This is a genomic window from Blattabacterium cuenoti (assembly GCF_014251755.1).
Lineage (GTDB): Bacteria > Bacteroidota > Bacteroidia > Flavobacteriales > Blattabacteriaceae > Blattabacterium > Blattabacterium cuenoti_AN.
In genome coordinates this window covers 384,746-400,139 of sequence record NZ_CP059200.1, presented here as the reverse complement: position 1 = coordinate 400,139, position 15,394 = coordinate 384,746, and the positions used below count along the sequence as shown (strand labels likewise).

At 25.5% G+C, this 15,394-nt stretch carries 21 protein-coding genes; 19 read left to right on the top strand and 2 right to left on the bottom strand.

Going from position 1 to position 15,394, the window contains the following annotated elements; translation table 11 throughout:
- The first annotated feature begins 1 nt into the window (after nt 1).
- Genes rplR through H0H57_RS01850 form a run of 13 tightly spaced genes read left to right on the top strand, consistent with a single transcriptional unit; the run spans nt 2 to nt 8,646 of the window.
- A complete protein-coding gene (rplR, locus tag H0H57_RS01910; protein ID WP_185863619.1) occupies nt 2-325 on the top strand; it encodes a 50S ribosomal protein L18 in 324 nt (107 codons plus the stop codon).
- Between the two features lie 4 nt (nt 326-329).
- Nucleotides 330-839 (top strand): 30S ribosomal protein S5, encoded by a 510-nt coding sequence (rpsE, locus tag H0H57_RS01905; RefSeq protein ID WP_185863618.1) that lies wholly within the window; start codon nt 330-332, stop codon nt 837-839.
- Nucleotides 832-1,314 (top strand): 50S ribosomal protein L15, encoded by a 483-nt coding sequence (gene rplO, locus H0H57_RS01900; RefSeq protein ID WP_185863617.1) that lies wholly within the window; start codon nt 832-834, stop codon nt 1,312-1,314. The genes rpsE and rplO overlap by 8 nt, the downstream gene beginning before the upstream one ends.
- A 5-nt stretch (nt 1,315-1,319) precedes the next feature.
- Nucleotides 1,320-2,711, top strand: a complete 1,392-nt coding sequence (gene secY / locus H0H57_RS01895) for a preprotein translocase subunit SecY (protein WP_185863616.1) — start codon at nt 1,320-1,322, stop codon at nt 2,709-2,711.
- Nucleotides 2,712-2,765: 54 nt separating this feature from the next.
- Entirely contained in the window at nt 2,766-2,981 is a 216-nt protein-coding gene (gene infA / locus H0H57_RS01890) for a translation initiation factor IF-1 (RefSeq protein WP_015429978.1), read from the top strand.
- A 22-nt stretch (nt 2,982-3,003) separates the two neighbouring features.
- The gene (gene rpmJ, locus H0H57_RS01885) at nt 3,004-3,120 is read left to right on the top strand and encodes a 50S ribosomal protein L36 (protein WP_185863615.1); all 117 of its coding nucleotides are present in this window, start codon (nt 3,004-3,006) and stop codon (nt 3,118-3,120) included.
- Nucleotides 3,121-3,139: 19 nt separating this feature from the next.
- On the top strand, nt 3,140-3,520 hold the full coding sequence (rpsM, locus tag H0H57_RS01880; protein WP_185863614.1) for a 30S ribosomal protein S13: 381 nt from the start codon (nt 3,140-3,142) through the stop codon (nt 3,518-3,520).
- Nucleotides 3,521-3,522: 2 nt separating this feature from the next.
- A complete protein-coding gene (rpsK, locus tag H0H57_RS01875; RefSeq protein ID WP_185863613.1) occupies nt 3,523-3,915 on the top strand; it encodes a 30S ribosomal protein S11 in 393 nt (130 codons plus the stop codon).
- A gap of 25 nt (nt 3,916-3,940) precedes the next feature.
- Nucleotides 3,941-4,552, top strand: a complete 612-nt coding sequence (rpsD, locus tag H0H57_RS01870; protein WP_185863612.1) for a 30S ribosomal protein S4 — start codon at nt 3,941-3,943, stop codon at nt 4,550-4,552.
- A gap of 25 nt (nt 4,553-4,577) precedes the next feature.
- Nucleotides 4,578-5,582 (top strand): DNA-directed RNA polymerase subunit alpha, encoded by a 1,005-nt coding sequence (locus H0H57_RS01865; protein WP_185863611.1) that lies wholly within the window; start codon nt 4,578-4,580, stop codon nt 5,580-5,582.
- 19 nt (nt 5,583-5,601) lie between these two features.
- Nucleotides 5,602-6,036, top strand: coding sequence for a 50S ribosomal protein L17 (gene rplQ / locus H0H57_RS01860; RefSeq protein ID WP_185863610.1), 435 nt, complete (start codon nt 5,602-5,604; stop codon nt 6,034-6,036).
- The gene (gene eno / locus H0H57_RS01855) at nt 6,029-7,324 is read left to right on the top strand and encodes a phosphopyruvate hydratase (RefSeq protein WP_185863609.1); all 1,296 of its coding nucleotides are present in this window, start codon (nt 6,029-6,031) and stop codon (nt 7,322-7,324) included. Before rplQ ends, eno begins: the two co-directional genes overlap by 8 nt.
- 50 nt (nt 7,325-7,374) lie before the next feature.
- Complete coding sequence (locus H0H57_RS01850; RefSeq protein ID WP_185863608.1) at nt 7,375-8,646, top strand: SLC13 family permease; 1,272 nt, start codon at nt 7,375-7,377, stop codon at nt 8,644-8,646.
- On the opposite strand, the gene H0H57_RS01845 is transcribed toward H0H57_RS01850, so the two are convergent.
- Entirely contained in the window at nt 8,629-9,030 is a 402-nt protein-coding gene (locus tag H0H57_RS01845) for a hypothetical protein (RefSeq protein ID WP_185863607.1), read from the bottom strand. The genes H0H57_RS01850 and H0H57_RS01845 overlap by 18 nt on opposite strands.
- A 63-nt stretch (nt 9,031-9,093) precedes the next feature.
- On the opposite strand from H0H57_RS01845, the gene menB reads away from it, so the two are divergent.
- The 6 genes from menB to H0H57_RS01820 are packed head-to-tail and all read left to right on the top strand — an operon-like array spanning nt 9,094 to nt 13,679.
- Entirely contained in the window at nt 9,094-9,918 is an 825-nt protein-coding gene (gene menB / locus H0H57_RS01840) for a 1,4-dihydroxy-2-naphthoyl-CoA synthase (RefSeq protein WP_185863606.1), read from the top strand.
- On the top strand, nt 9,915-10,820 hold the full coding sequence (gene menA / locus H0H57_RS01835; protein ID WP_185863605.1) for a 1,4-dihydroxy-2-naphthoate octaprenyltransferase: 906 nt from the start codon (nt 9,915-9,917) through the stop codon (nt 10,818-10,820). Before menB ends, menA begins: the two co-directional genes overlap by 4 nt.
- Nucleotides 10,821-10,828: 8 nt before the next feature.
- Nucleotides 10,829-11,521 (top strand): metal-dependent hydrolase, encoded by a 693-nt coding sequence (locus H0H57_RS01830; RefSeq protein WP_185863604.1) that lies wholly within the window; start codon nt 10,829-10,831, stop codon nt 11,519-11,521.
- A 33-nt stretch (nt 11,522-11,554) separates the two neighbouring features.
- Nucleotides 11,555-12,331 carry an enolase C-terminal domain-like protein gene (locus H0H57_RS01825; protein WP_238784303.1) on the top strand — a complete coding sequence of 259 codons (777 nt, stop codon included), beginning with the start codon at nt 11,555-11,557 and terminating at the stop codon, nt 12,329-12,331.
- Nucleotides 12,298-12,621 (top strand): hypothetical protein, encoded by a 324-nt coding sequence (locus H0H57_RS03115; RefSeq protein WP_238784302.1) that lies wholly within the window; start codon nt 12,298-12,300, stop codon nt 12,619-12,621. The genes H0H57_RS01825 and H0H57_RS03115 overlap by 34 nt, the downstream gene beginning before the upstream one ends.
- 5 nt (nt 12,622-12,626) lie before the next feature.
- Complete coding sequence (locus tag H0H57_RS01820) at nt 12,627-13,679, top strand: acyl-CoA synthetase family protein (protein ID WP_185863603.1); 1,053 nt, start codon at nt 12,627-12,629, stop codon at nt 13,677-13,679.
- A gap of 6 nt (nt 13,680-13,685) precedes the next feature.
- On the opposite strand, the gene H0H57_RS01815 is transcribed toward H0H57_RS01820, so the two are convergent.
- Entirely contained in the window at nt 13,686-14,921 is a 1,236-nt protein-coding gene (locus H0H57_RS01815) for an NADP-dependent isocitrate dehydrogenase (protein ID WP_185863602.1), read from the bottom strand.
- Nucleotides 14,922-15,394: the final 473 nt, after the last annotated feature.

Below are 15,394 nucleotides of genomic sequence, written 5' to 3'. Positions count from 1 at the left end.
AATGAAAAAAAAAAAATTCAAAAAAATTTTTGGAAATTCAAATAGACCGAGAATTTCTGTTTTTAGAAGTAATAAAGAAATATATGTACAAATTATAGATGATTTATGTGGAACTACTTTAGTTTCAGCTTCTTCCAAAGAAGAAAACTTTCATAAGTATAAAAAAAATAAAACCGAATTATCTTATGAAGTAGGAAAATTATTGGGAAATAGAGCAAAAACATTGAAAATACAAAAATTAGTATTTGATAAAGGAAAGTATTCATATCATGGAAGAATTAAATCTTTAGCCGAGGGAATCAGAGAAATAGGATTGAAATTTTAAAATTATGTATGGAAAAAGAATAAAATATACGGGATTAGAATTAAAAGAAAAATTAGTTGGAGTAACAAGAGTTTGTAAAGTTACTAAAGGAAGAAGATATTTTAGTTTCAGTGCTATTGTTATTAAAGGAAATGAAAATGGAATAGTAGGTTATGGTTTTGGAAAATCTAAAGAAGCTCCTGACGCAATTCATAAAGCTGGAGAACAAGCAAAAAGAAATCTTTGTAAGGTATATATTTCCAATGGAACTGTTCCTCATGAACAAGAGTCTAAATATGGAGGAGCGCATATTCTTATTAAACCAGCATCTGATGGGACAGGTATAATAGCTGGAGGTCCTATAAGAGCGGTTCTTGAAGCGGCAGGATTAAGGAATGTTTTATCAAAATCTAAAGGATCTTCTAATCATCATAATGTCATAAAAGCAACAATCAAAGCATTAAGCTATATGAGAGATGTTTATATTATAGCAAAACAAAGAGGTATTACTACAAAGCAAGTGTATAATGGATGAATTTTATTTCAAAATTGATCATTTACATCCAAACAAGGGATCTAAAAAAGGAAAATTAAGATTGGGAAGGGGTCAAGGTTCAGGAAAGGGAGGAACTTGTGGTAGAGGTCATAAAGGAGCAAAGTCTAGATCCGGTTTTTCTAAAAAAAAAGGATTTGAAGGAGGACAAATGCCTCTTCAAAGAAGAATACCAAAATTTGGATTTAAAGGAAATATTAGAAAAAAAATTGTTGGAATTAATTTAGATACAATTCAAAATTGTATTAATAATATTTCTCAAAAACAAGAAAATAATAATAATATTGTCAATAAAGAATTTTATTTGAAAAATAATTTAGCTAAAAAAAATGATTTTGTTAAGATTTTAGGAAGAGGTGAACTTCATATTTCATTAAATATACATGCAAATCAGTTTAGCAAAAAAGCTTTATTTTCCATAAAAAAAATAGGAGGAAAAGCCACATTTATGGAATAATTATTATGGATAATTTTATAATAGCTTTTTTCAATATTTGGAATGTAAAAGAATTACGAAAAAAAATAGGAATAACCTTAGGTTTATTATTAGTATATCGTTTTGGAGCTTATGTTCCTATTCCAGGAATTAATCCTTTGGGAATTAGTGATTTTATAGAAAAATTTCATTCAGGTTCTAAGGGTTTGATGCAAATTTTATCCTCTTTTACAGGAGGAGCTTTCAATCGCGCATCTGTTTTTGCTTTAGGTATTATGCCTTATATATCTGCTTCTATTATAATACAATTGATGTGCATCATTATTCCTTATTTACAAAAATTGCAAAGAGATGGAGAAAGTGGAAGAAAGCAAATTAGTTTTATTACTAGATGGATAACTGTAGGTATATGTTTCATTCAAGCACCTGTATATCTTATTTCTTTTACTCAACAATTTATTCCTTTTTCTTCTTCTAAAACTACTTATTTAATCGATTTAAATACTTTTTATGGAAAAAGTATATTTTGGATTATAGGAGTAATAATTTTAACTTCAGGAACTTTATTTACTATGTGGTTAGGAGATAAAATTACAGATAAAGGAATAGGAAATGGAATATCCTTAATTATTATGTCGGGAATCATAGCACGTTTTCCAGATGCTATAAGTAAAGAAGTTTTTAGAAAATTAGAAATTGGAAATGGAGGTTTAATCGTTTTATTTCTTGAATTTCTGTTATGGTTATTAGTTATTTTATTTTCTGTAATAATCATTCAAGCAATAAGAAAAATACCAGTACAATACGTTTCTCATTATAAATCTTTGGGGTTAGATTTAGACTCCCAGTTAATTCATAAAAAACATCAATATATACCACTTAAAATGACATCAGCTGGTGTTATGCCTATCATATTTTCTCAAGCAATTATGCTATTTCCATTAACCTTTTCTGATCATATTAAAAACATAAATATTAAAAATTTTTTTCATCTTTTTCAAGATATTTATGGTTTATGGTATAATTTAACTATTTTTATATTAGTTATAATTTTTACTTTTTTTTATACAGCAATTGCTATTCCAGTAAATCAAATGGCTGATGATTTAAAAAGAAATGGAGGTCATATTCCTAGAATTAAACCTGGAAAAGAAACTGCTGAATATATAGATCATATTTTATCCATAATAACATTACCTGGTGCTATTTTATTGGCAATAATAGCAATATTGCCATCCATAGTTTTTCGTATAGGATTTACTCAAAATTTTTCATTATTTTATGGAGGAACTTCATTACTAATTGTAGTAGGAGTTATTTTAGATATTTCACAACAAGTAAATGTATATCTTTTAAATTATCATTATGATGGATTAATGATGACAAAATATCGTAGTAGTAACAAATATACCAAATAATAATTTTTTTGTGTATATTATTTAGTAAACAAAAAACAAAATATATTTGATATTATGGCTAAACAAAAGCATATTGAAGTTGATGGTACTATTATAGATTCATCTCCAAATGCAATGTTTCGTGTGGAATTAGAAAATGGATGTATTGTTAAGGCTCATATTTCAGGAAAAATGAGAATGCATTACATAAAAATCCTACCAGGAGATAAAGTAAGATTAGAAATGTCCTCGTATGATTTAGAAAGAGGAAGAATAACTTATAGATATTGATACAAAATTAAATTTTATTTATATGAAAATAAGAGCATCTTTAAAAAAAAGAACTGATAATTGTAAAATAGTTCGCAGAAAAAAACATTTACGCATTATTAATAAAAAAAATCCTAGATTTAAACAAAGACAAGGTTGAATAAATACAGGTATACTTTATGTCTGTAAGAATTTCAGGAATAGATCTTCCGAGATCTAAAAGAGGAGTTATTGGTCTTACTTATTTATATGGAATAGGGAGAAGTATATCAAAGAAAATACTTCATTCTATTGGAATAGACGAAAATAAAAAAGTGGAAGATTGGTCTGATGATGATATCAGTAAAATTAGAAAATTTATATCTGATTATATAAAAATTGAAGGAGAATTAAGATCTGAGATACAATTTAATATCAAACGATTGATGGATATAGGATGTTATACGGGAACTAGACATAGAAAAAATCTACCATTAAGAGGTCAAAAAACAAAAAATAATTGTAGAACGAGAAAAGGAAAAAAGAAAACTGTAGCGAATAAGAAAAAAGTTACAAAATAAATATGGTAAAATCATCATTGGGGAATCATAAAAAAAAATTAGTAGTAGTAGATCCATTGGGAGAAGCACATATTCAAGCTACTTTTAATAATATTATTATTACCTTAACAAATAAAAAAGGGGATGTAGTTGCATGGTCTTCTGCTGGAAAAATGAATTTTAGAGGATCTAAAAAAAATACTCCATATGCCGCTCAAATGGTAGCGGAAAATGTAGCAAAAAAAGGATTAAATGCCGGAATAAAAAAAGTGGAAGTAAAAGTTAAAGGGCCTGGAGCTGGAAGAGATGCAGCTATACGAGCATTAAGTAATTCTGGAATTACAGTCACGATAATAAAGGATATAACTCCCTTACCACATAATGGGTGTCGACCTCCTAAAAGAAGAAGAGTTTAATTCTTTTATTAACAATCAGGAAATTATGGCAAAATACATAGGACCTAAAACTAAAATTTCTAGAAGATTTGGAGAATGTATTTATGGAGAAGATAAATATTTTGGAAGGAAAAAAAATACATCTGGTCAACATGGGAATAACCGTCGTAGAGGAAAACGTTCAGAATATTTTATTCAATTAATAGAAAAACAAAAAGCAAGATATACTTATGGAATATTAGAACGACAATTTGAAAGTTTATTTCTTGAAGCTTCAAGAAAAAAAGGAATAACTGGAGAATTATTATTGCAAGCATGTGAAAGCCGTTTAGACAACATAGTTTTTAGATTAAAATTTGCTCCATCTCGATCTTCTGCTCGTCAAATTGTTTCTCATAGACATGTTCTTGTAAATAAAAAAATAGTAAATATTCCATCTTTTAGATTAAAACCAGGAGATAAAGTAGAAATAAAAGAAAAATCTAAAAAACATCCTATCATATTGAATTCCATATATAATAAAAAAACAGGACCATTGGTAGAATGGTTAATTTTAGATGAAAAAAATATGTTGGGTATATTCAAAATGATTCCCAAGAGAATCCAAATTCCTGAAAATATTAAAGAACAATTAATTGTTGAATTGTATTCAAAATAAATAAACTAAAATAATAGTAAATCAAATGGCTCTTCTAGATTTTGTAAAACCTGATAGAATTACAATATCTGAGTTTTCAGATAATAAAGGTATTTTTCATTTAAACCCTTTAGAACCTGGATATGGAATTACATTAGGAAATGCGTTAAGAAGAGTATTATTAGGTTCTTTGAAAGGTTTTGCAGTTACTTCTATTAAAATAAAAGGAATTAAATATGAATTTTCTACTATAGAAGGAGTAATTGAGGATGTTACTGAAATCGTTTTAAATTTTAAAAAAATTCGTTTTAAACAAAAAATATCAGGAACTTGTAAAGAAACTGTAAATGCTTATGTAAATCATGAAAAACAAGTAACAGGAAAAATTTTAAATAAGTTTATTTCTGGATTTCAAATTTTAAATGAAGATTTAATTATCTGCAATAAAGACGAATTAGTTCCTTTAGAAATAAGTTTTACGATTGAAGAAGGGAGAGGTTATGTTCCTGCAGAAGACAATAGAAAAACAACTGAAATTTCAATTGAAACTATTCCCATAGATTCTATTTTTACTCCTATAAAAAATGTGAAATATACGATAGAAAATTGTCGTGTAGGACAAAAAACAGATTTTGAAAATCTTTCATTGGAAATTAAAACAGATGGATCTATTTGTCCAAAATTAGCTTTAATGGAAGCTTCAAAAATATTAATTCAGTATTTCTCTATTTTTTCTTATGAAAAAATAGGCGAAAAGAAACAAGAAACAATTAATGAAAATAAAAAATATAATGAAGATTTTGTTAGAATGCGAACTTTGTTAAAATCAAAATTAAGTGATATGGATCTATCTGTTCGTACAAAAAATTGTTTAAAATCAGCATCTATAACAACTATAGAAGATTTAGTCAGTTGCAGCAGAAGTAATATATTAAAAATGAGAAATTTTGGTAAAAAATCTTTAGATGAATTAGAAAATAAAATGAAGGAAAAAGGTTTGTATTTTGAAATGAAAATAGAAGAATATCAATTAAAATTCAAAGAAACATAGATATAGAGATTATTAATTCATGAATCATAGAAATAAGAATAATCATTTAGGAAGAAAACGTGGACATCGTAAATCTCTTCTTTCTAATATGGCTTCTTCTCTTATTAAAAAGAAAAGAATTTTTACCACTTTAGCTAAAGCTAAGGCTTTAAGAAAATATATAGAACCTATTATCACAAAATCAAAAATTGATACCACTCATTCCAAAAGAAATATTTTTTCATATTTAAAAGATAAAACAGCAGTATCAGAACTATTTAAGGATATTTTTCAAAAAATACGTGAACGTCCTGGAGGATATACAAGAATAATCAAAACTGGATTCCGTTTTGGAGATCAAGCTTCTTTTTCTCTTATAGAATTAGTAGATTTCAATGAAATTTATGATTCTAAAAAAAGAAAAAAATCTGTAAGACGCAGCAGAAAAAAAATAAAAAGAGTGAATAATGAGTAAAATTAAAAATATTCAGGCTAGGCAAATATTGGATTCTAGAGGAAACCCTACTGTAGAAGTAGATGTTATAACGGAAAACAATATACTAGGACGTGCTTCTGTTCCATCTGGAACATCAAAAGGAAGATATGAAACTTTTGAATTACGTGATAACAAAGAAAATATTTTTTTTGGAAAAGGAGTTTTAAAAGCGGTTCAAAATATTAATGACATTATTACTCCTGAATTAATTGGAAAATCCGTTTTAGATCAAATTTGCATTGATCAATCAATGTTAAAACTAGATGGAACAATTAATAAAAAAAGATTGGGTACTAATGCTATTTTAGCTGTATCTTTGGCAACTGCAAAAGCGGCATCAAATGAATTAAATCTTCCTCTTTATAAATATATAGGAGGAGTTTATACCTGTGTACTTCCTATTCCTTTGATAAACATTGTAAATGGAGGAAAACACTCAAATACTTCTTCTATAGTTTTTCAAGAATTTATGATAGTTCCTATCAAAGCAAATTCTTTTACAGAAGCTATTCAAATGGGACATAAAGTGTTTTATCATCTAAAAAATATTTTAGATAAAAAAGGTTTTTCAACCAGTGTAGGAGATGAGGGAGGTTTTTCTCCTAATTTTAATAATGGAATAGAAGATGTTTTAGATCATATATTAGAAGCTATACATATGGCAAATTATGAACCTTATGATCAAATAGCAATAGCTATAGATTGTGCTGCTTCTGAATTTTATAAAAATCATAAATATGATTATTCTCATTTTGAAAAATCAGAAAATAAAACAAAGAATTTGATAAAATCAAGAGAAGAACATATTCACTATTTATCTTATTTAGTCAGAAAATATCCAATTATATCTATTGAAGATGGAATGGATCAAAATGATTGGGAAGGATGGAAACTATTGACTCATGAAATAGGAGATAAAATTCAATTAGTTGGAGATGATCTTTTTGTTACACAGGTAAAAAAACTAAATGAAGGAATAGAAAAAAAAGTAGCAAATTCTATTTTAATTAAAGTCAATCAAGTAGGAACTCTAACAGAAACAATTGAAACAATTGATATCGCTAAAAAAAATAAATATAAAAATATTATTTCCCATCGTTCTGGAGATACTGAAGATTCTTTTATAGCCGATCTATCTGTTGCATTTAATATTGAACAAATCAAAACAGGTTCATTGTGTCGTTCTGAACGAATTTCAAAATATAATCAATTATTACGTATTGAAAATACACTTGGAAAATATTCATTTTATTCAAAATGGAATTAAACATTTATCAATAATAATAAGAATAAAATAAATAGAGCAATATAAAATCAATGGTAATCTTAATTTTTATCTTTGGATATTTATTAATTGCTCTTGAGGATTTTTTTTCTTTGAATAAAGTTATTCCATCTATTTTGATGGCTGTTATTTGTTGGTCTTTAATTATATTTTTAAATATTCCTGTATATGAATATGAATTAGATCAACATTTGATTCTGAAAAAAAATCCTAAATATTTATTATTATTTCATTTAGGAAAAGCATCTGAAATCGTTTTTTTTCTTATTGGAGCTATGTCTATTATTGCTATCATTGAAAAATATTCTGGATTTGAGGCTATCAAAGATTTGTTTTATACAAATACAAAACGTAAATTTTTATGGATTATAAGTACAATTTCTTTTTTATTATCTGCTATAATAGATAATCTTACAGCTACTATGGTTTTGATTTCTATTTTGAAAAAAACAATTTCCAATTACAAAGATCGTTTATATTATTTAGGATTAATTATCATATCTGCTAATGCAGGAGGAGTTTGGTCTCCAATTGGAGATATAACTACAACTATGTTATGGATCTCTAATAAAGTCACTACAATTTTTCTCATTAAAAAAATATTTATACCATCTGTATTATGTATGATTATTTCTACTTTAATAGCATCTTATATGCCTGTTTTTAATGGATACATTCAAATAAAAAAAAATAATCTATCAAAATATTGTAAAAATAGAGGATTTTTTATATTAAAACTAGGTTTGTCTCTGATGTTGCTTGTTCCAGTTTTCAAAACTATAATTGGAATTCCTCCGTATATGGGGATGATGTTTTCTTTAGGAATTATACTTATTATAGTATCCAAAAAATATAGATCTACATCTATTTTAGATGATGCATTTAAAAAAGTAGACATATCTAGTATTTTATTTTTCTTGGGAATTTTACTTTCTGTTTCTTCTTTAGAATCTATAGGAAGTTTATATAGTTTATCTCATTGGATAAATGAAAGAGTTTCTACATGGAAAATCACAACTTTTTTATTCGGATTAATTTCTTCTATTATAGATAATGTCCCTTTAGTGGCTGCTACTATAACTATGTTTTCTTATCCTTTTAATCATGATTTATGGCATTTTATTGCTTATGTTTCTGGAACAGGAGGAAGCATTTTTCTTATAGGATCTGCTGCAGGTGTATCAGCTATGAGTATGGAAAAAATAGATTTTTTTTGGTATTTAAAAAATATTAGTTGGATTGCTTTAATAGGATATGTATCTGGATTTATTTATCTATTAATTTATTCATTTTTTTCTTTGTAAAAATTCTATAAAATTACCTCCTATATATGAAAAAGGGAAAAAAACAAATAATATTATGATTTTAAACCATAACGGAAATGGATAACAAAACATGTAAAATAATGTAATAATGAATAAAATGAAACCTGTTAATATAGCATAAGCTTTTTTTGCATTTTGTGCAATAAAAGCAGTTATCATACTTCCTAATAATGTGCTAAAAGCATAAAAAAAAATTAAAACTATAAAAAATTCAGTAGGAGCTTCAGTTAAAATATACTTGAATTTTTTCAATGGAAGAAATTGTATTTCTGTAAACCATTTTTTCACAATTTTCATGGAAAAAAACATTTCTACAATACTGATTAAAACTCCTGCAGAGAGAGATAACATATTTCGGTACATAACATAAAATCTATTTTTTTTGTTATTTTGTAAAAATAAACATCAATTTTCAATTTTCTTATTATGAATTCTACTATAAATTGGGTTTCCATAAAAAAATATGAAGATATATTGTTTTTTTTTGGAGAAGGTATTTCTAAAATAGAGATTAATAGACCATGGTGTCATAATGCATTTCGTGTAGAAACAGTTAATGAAATGATAGATGCTATAAATATATGTAGTATCAGAAATGATATAGATGTATTAATTATAACTGGGGCTGGAGAAAAATCTTTTTGTTCTGGAGGAGATCAAACTACAAGAGGCATGGGGGGATATTTAGGTAAAGATGGAATTCCCAGATTGAATATTTTGGATTTTTACAAAAAAATAAGAGAAATTCCTAAACCAGTTATAGCGATGGTTAATGGATATGCAGTGGGAGGAGGACATGTTTTGCATGTTGTTTGTGATTTAACTATAGCATCTGACGATGCTATTTTTAGTCAGGTAGGTCCAAAAGTAGGTTCTTTTGATGGAGGGTTTGGTAGTTCATATTTAGCCCGTCATATTGGACAAAAAAGAACACGAGAAATGTGGTTTTTATGTAAAAAATATACAGCTAAAGAAGCTTTTAAAATGGGGTTGATTAATAAAGTTGTAAAAAAAAAGAAATTGGAAAAAGAAACGATAGAATGGTGTAAAATTATACAAAAACGAAGTCCAATGTCTTTAAGGATGATAAAACGTAGTTTAAACGCTGAATTGGATGGGCAACATGGTTTGATGCAATTAACAGGAGATGCTACTTTAATGTTTTATTTAATGGAAGAATCTCAAGAAGGAAAAAAAGCTTTTTTAGAAAAAAGATCTCCCAATTTTAAAAAGTTTACGAAGTTTTTATGAAATTAAAATACTGGATTCGTGCCACTCGTATTCATACTTTACCTTTATCTTTTTATGGAATAACTTTGAGTTTTCTTATATCTCAATCCAGAAAAAATGTAAGTTTAATTTCTTATATTTTATGTGTTATTACCGCCTTGTTATTACAAATTTTAGCCAATTTTTCAAATGATTATGGAGATAGCATAACAGGAGTAGATAACTATAAACGAATAGGTCCTAAAAGAACAATTCAAAGTGGTTTTATTTCTTTATTAGAAATGAAAAAAGCCATTTTTATATTTTCTATATTATCTTTTTTTTCAGGTTTTTTTTTATTTTGTAAAACTCTTTTATGGAATCATATTTTTATTTTTTTCATCTATTTCATAGGAATTTTTATATGTATATATAGTTCAATAAGATATTCTATTGGATCTCGTCCATATGGATATATAACAGGAATGGGTGATTTATTTGTTATGATTTTTTTCGGTATTCTTTCAGTAGAAGGAAGTTATTTTTTATATACACATACTTTATGTATGGATATATTTTTTCTTTCTTTAGATATAGGTTTTTTAAATGTAGGAGTTTTGAATATAAATAATATGAGAGATTTGGATAATGATTATGAAAATAGAAAATATACTATGTCTGTATGGTTGGGTATAAAATATGCTAAATTATATCATACATTTGTTATATTAATATCAATATTTTTAGGAGGATATTTTATTTTTTTGAATCAAAAATCTGTTTATCAATGGATTTTTTTTATTTTTATTTCTATTCTTTTAATATTACATATTTTGAAAATAATTTTTATAAAAGAAAAAAAATTGTTCAATTTAGAATTGAAAAAATTAGTAATACTCATTTTTTTACATGGATTGAGTATAGGAATTGGTTTTATAAATTAAATTGTCATATGAAAGTTACTTTTTTTTCTCATAGCACGTGTATATTAGAAATTCATGAAAAAAATTTATTAGTAGATCCTTTTTTTTCTGGAAATCCTTCTTTTGATAAGAATATCAATTTTTTAAAAATTTTTACAAAAAAAATTGATTATATTTTATTGACTCATGCACATTATGATCATGTTTGTGATGTAGAATTATTATCACGTAATTTCCATAATATTTTAGTTATTTCTAATTATGAAATATCTAATTATTTTTATAAAAAAGGAATAAAAACATATGGAATCAATTATGGTTCTTTTACATCATTTCCTTTTGGAAAATTAAAATATACTTGGGCTGCTCATTCCAGTGTTTTTAACGATGGTACTTATGGAGGAAATCCAGGAGGTTTTCTTTTACATACAGATGAAGGAAATCTATATATATCAGGAGATACATCTGTGATGTATGAAATGAATCTTATTCCTAATTTTGGGAAATTGAACCTTTCTATTTTACCAATAGGTGGTAGATATACTATGGACATAGAAGAAGCTATTCTTGCTTCAGATTTTTTGAAATCTGAAAAAATATTAGGTGTTCATTATAATACTTTTGAAGATATTCGAATTGATCAAGAACAAGCAAAAAAAAGATTTTTTGAAAAAGGAAAAGAATTAATTTTATTGGAAAAAGGAAAGACTATATATGTTTAATGCATGAATAATTTCAAAACATTGAATTGTTTTTTGAAAAAAAGAATATTTTGTTTTCAAAAAACAATATTTAATTCTAATAGAACATTTAGAAAAAATACTATATGGTTTATTATTTTAACACAAAATAATAAAATAGGAATAGGAGAATGCAACCCAATATTGGACCAATTTGCTTTAAAAAATTTAAAAAAATTTGAAATAGAACTTAAAAATCTTTCCAAGATAATTTCGTTCTTCAAAAGAACGGAAATGTGTTTTTATTATAAATATATTTCTTATTCATCTATTTTATTTGGATTAGAACAAGCTTTTTTAAGCTTAAAAAATAAATTTCCTATGTTATATCATTCTAATTTTACTTATGGTATAGAAGGAATTCCTATAAATAGTTTAATGTGGTTGAATTCTTTTAATAAAGATAAAAAATATGCAATGGAAAAAATAGAAAATCAAATTATTAAAGGCTTTTCATTGATAAAAATGAAGATCAATATGAAATTGATTGATAATCAATATTTTATTTTAAAAAACATAAAAAGAAAATATCCATTTTTAAAAATACGTATAGATGCAAATGGTTGCTTTGAAAATATTAAAAAAGTTTTCTATTATTTAAATAAATTTTATGATTTGGGAATAATTGATTTCATGGAGCAACCAATATCATCTGGAAATTGGAAAGATATGTCAGAAATATGTAAAAAATCAAAATTACCTATAGCATTAGATGAAGAATTAGCAAATATTCATGAATTAAAAAAAAAACAAAGTTATTGGATATTATTAAACCTCAGTCTATTATATTAAAACCAAGTATAAATGGTGGATTTTTTGGATCTGAAGAATGGATAATAGAAGCGACTAAAAGAAAAATAAAATGGTATATTAGTTCTTCTTTAGAAAGTAATATTGGAATTAATGCTATTGCTCAATGGACCTTTATAATGCAGAAAAAATATAAAAAATTTAATGTACATGGATTAAATACGGGTATTTTATACGTAAACAATTGGATTTCACCTTTAAAAATTAAAAATGGTTCTATTTGGTATAATCCATCTATAAAATGGAACATAAAAATGTTATTCAATAAATAAAAAAAATGTGGATTGATTTTTCTTCAAAAAAAAAATTCATTTTCTTTTCTAAAGAAAAAGAAGAAAATAAAGAAAAAAAAGAGAATGATTGGAAGGAATCCATTTTTTCTTTTTTGAGAGATTGGTATGATAATAAACCTATTATATTAGGTATAACTTCTGGAACAACAGGGTTTTCTAAAGTTATTTCTTTACGTAAAAAACATATGTACGAAAGAGCTATAAAAACTGTAGAATTTTTAAAGCTTAAAAAAAAAGGAATTAAAGGATTGTTATGTTTATCTCCAGATTTTATAGCTGCTAAAATGTTTTTAGTACGTGCTATCATTTTTAAATGGAAAATATATTGTGTTCCTCCATCATCTAATCCTTTAAAAAATATTAAAGAATATTTTGACATTACATCAATGGTTCCTATACAAGTTTTTTATAGTTTAAAATACTTGAAAAATATTAATATAATTTTAATAGGAGGATATTCCATTTCAAGTTTTTTGGAAAAAAAATTGCAAAATATTTCAACAATTTGTTATGCCACTTATGGTATGACAGAAACTTTAGGTCATATAGCTATAAAACGAATTAATGGTCCTAATAAATCCATTTTTTATAAATCATTTCAAGATGTTATTTTGAGTGTAGACAATAGAAATTGTTTGAGGGTTTTTTCTTCATGTTATATGAATTCATTTTTTCAAACAAATGATATTGTTCATATGATATCTAAAAATACATTTATTTGGATAGGTAGATATGATAATGTCATTAATAGTGGAGGAATTAAAATTAGTCCTGAATTAATAGAAAAACAAATTAGTTCTTTTATTCCTTATGAAAGACGATTTTTTATATCCTCAATTCCAGATAAAATTTTGGGAGAAAAAGTTGTATTAATTATTGAAGGAAAACCTTTTTCATTGTATATTCCAAATTCCATTTTTAATGAAAAAAATATTTTTTATAAACCAAAAAATATTTTTTTCATTTCTCATTTTACGGATAATTTATTGGATAAATTTAGAAGAAAAGAAATTATAAAAAAAATAATCAAAACATAATATATTTTATGCTTTTTTATTGATTTTTTTATCAAAAAATATTTTAAGTTCTTTAAGAAAAGTTTGGGTATTCAAATAGTTATTTTCTTTTTCATTTTTTTTAGATAATTGAAATAAATCTTTAGTCATTTTTCCAGATTCTATAAAATCTATACATGCTTTTTCCATATTTTCTGAAAAGGATTTTAGATCTGTATTTTTATCTAAAATGGCGCGATGTTTAAGAGCACGAGTCCAAGAAAAAATAGAAGCAATAGGATTGGTTGATGTTTCTTTTCCATTTTGATGTAATCTATAATGTCTAGTGATAGTTCCATGAATGGCTTCAGATTCTAAAGTTTTTCCATCTGGACTAAGTAAAACAGAAGTCATCATTCCTAACGAACCAAATCCTTGGGCAATACAATCCGATAATACATCTCCATCATAATTTTTGCAAGCCCATATAAATTTTCCATTTGATTTAATTGTTTTTGCAATCATATCATCAATCAAACGATGTTCATAAGTGATATGTAGGTTTTCAAATTTTGATTGAAATTCATTTTCATATATTTTTTGAAATATTTTCTTAAAATTCTCATCATATGCTTTTAAAATAGTATTTTTAGTAGATAAAAACAAAGGCCATTTTTTATATACAGAATAATTAAAACAAGAACGAGCAAACCCATAAATAGACTGATCTGTATTATACATCCCCATAGCAATACCAGGGCTCATAAAATGATGAATTTCATATTTTATTGATTGGTTTTTTTTATCATCTGGAATAAAAGAAATATATAACTTTCCTTTTTTTTTAATCATAAAATCAATAGCTTTATATTGATCAGCATAAGCATGTCTAGCAATACATATAGGATTGATCCAATTGGGAATCAAACGAGGTATGTTTTTTATTATGATAGGTTCTCTAAAAACAGTTCCGTTAATAATATTTCTAATAGTTCCATTTGGAGATTTCCACATTTTTTTTAAATGAAATTCTTTCATTCTATCTTCATCTGGTGTAATTGTAGCACATTTAATTCCTACATTATATTTTTTGATAGCATAAGCAGCATCTATAGTAATTTGATCATTTGTTGCATTTCTATTTTCTATTCCTAAATCAAAATAAATAATATTTATATCTAAGTAGGGAAAAATAAAGTATGTTTTTATATATTTCCATATAATTCTCGCCATCTCATCTCCATCTATTTCTACTATAGGATTGTGGACTTTTATTTTTTTCATAACGTTTGAAAAGTTTTCATAATAATATAACATGTTTTTTGAAAAACAAAGAAATTCTTATATTTGTGTAATTATTTATTGGATTTAATTGAAATATCATCCCTTTGAATTATTCGAAGGGTTTTTATTTTTTGAAAATGGATAAAAAATATAAAACACAAACAAAGGTTCTCTTTCGCACAAAAATAGTGTAATAATATTGAATTTCTGTCTAATTACTTAAGAATTTGTTTGAAACGGCCGATATTAGGCGCATCCAACCTCCTACTAAGAACTGCCACACGCCATTACTGTGTTGTCAGATCCTCATTCTGTTATCTGCATTTTTAAAAAATCAGCATTTTGCCAAAGACATCTTAATCTTTAAATTTGCCAAGGATTTACGTGATGAAGTAGGAGTGCACCATTTTTTTCTCCATTCTGTATATTAATTCACAATTGCTATTTAATTATGCTTTGAGACATTTGAAACC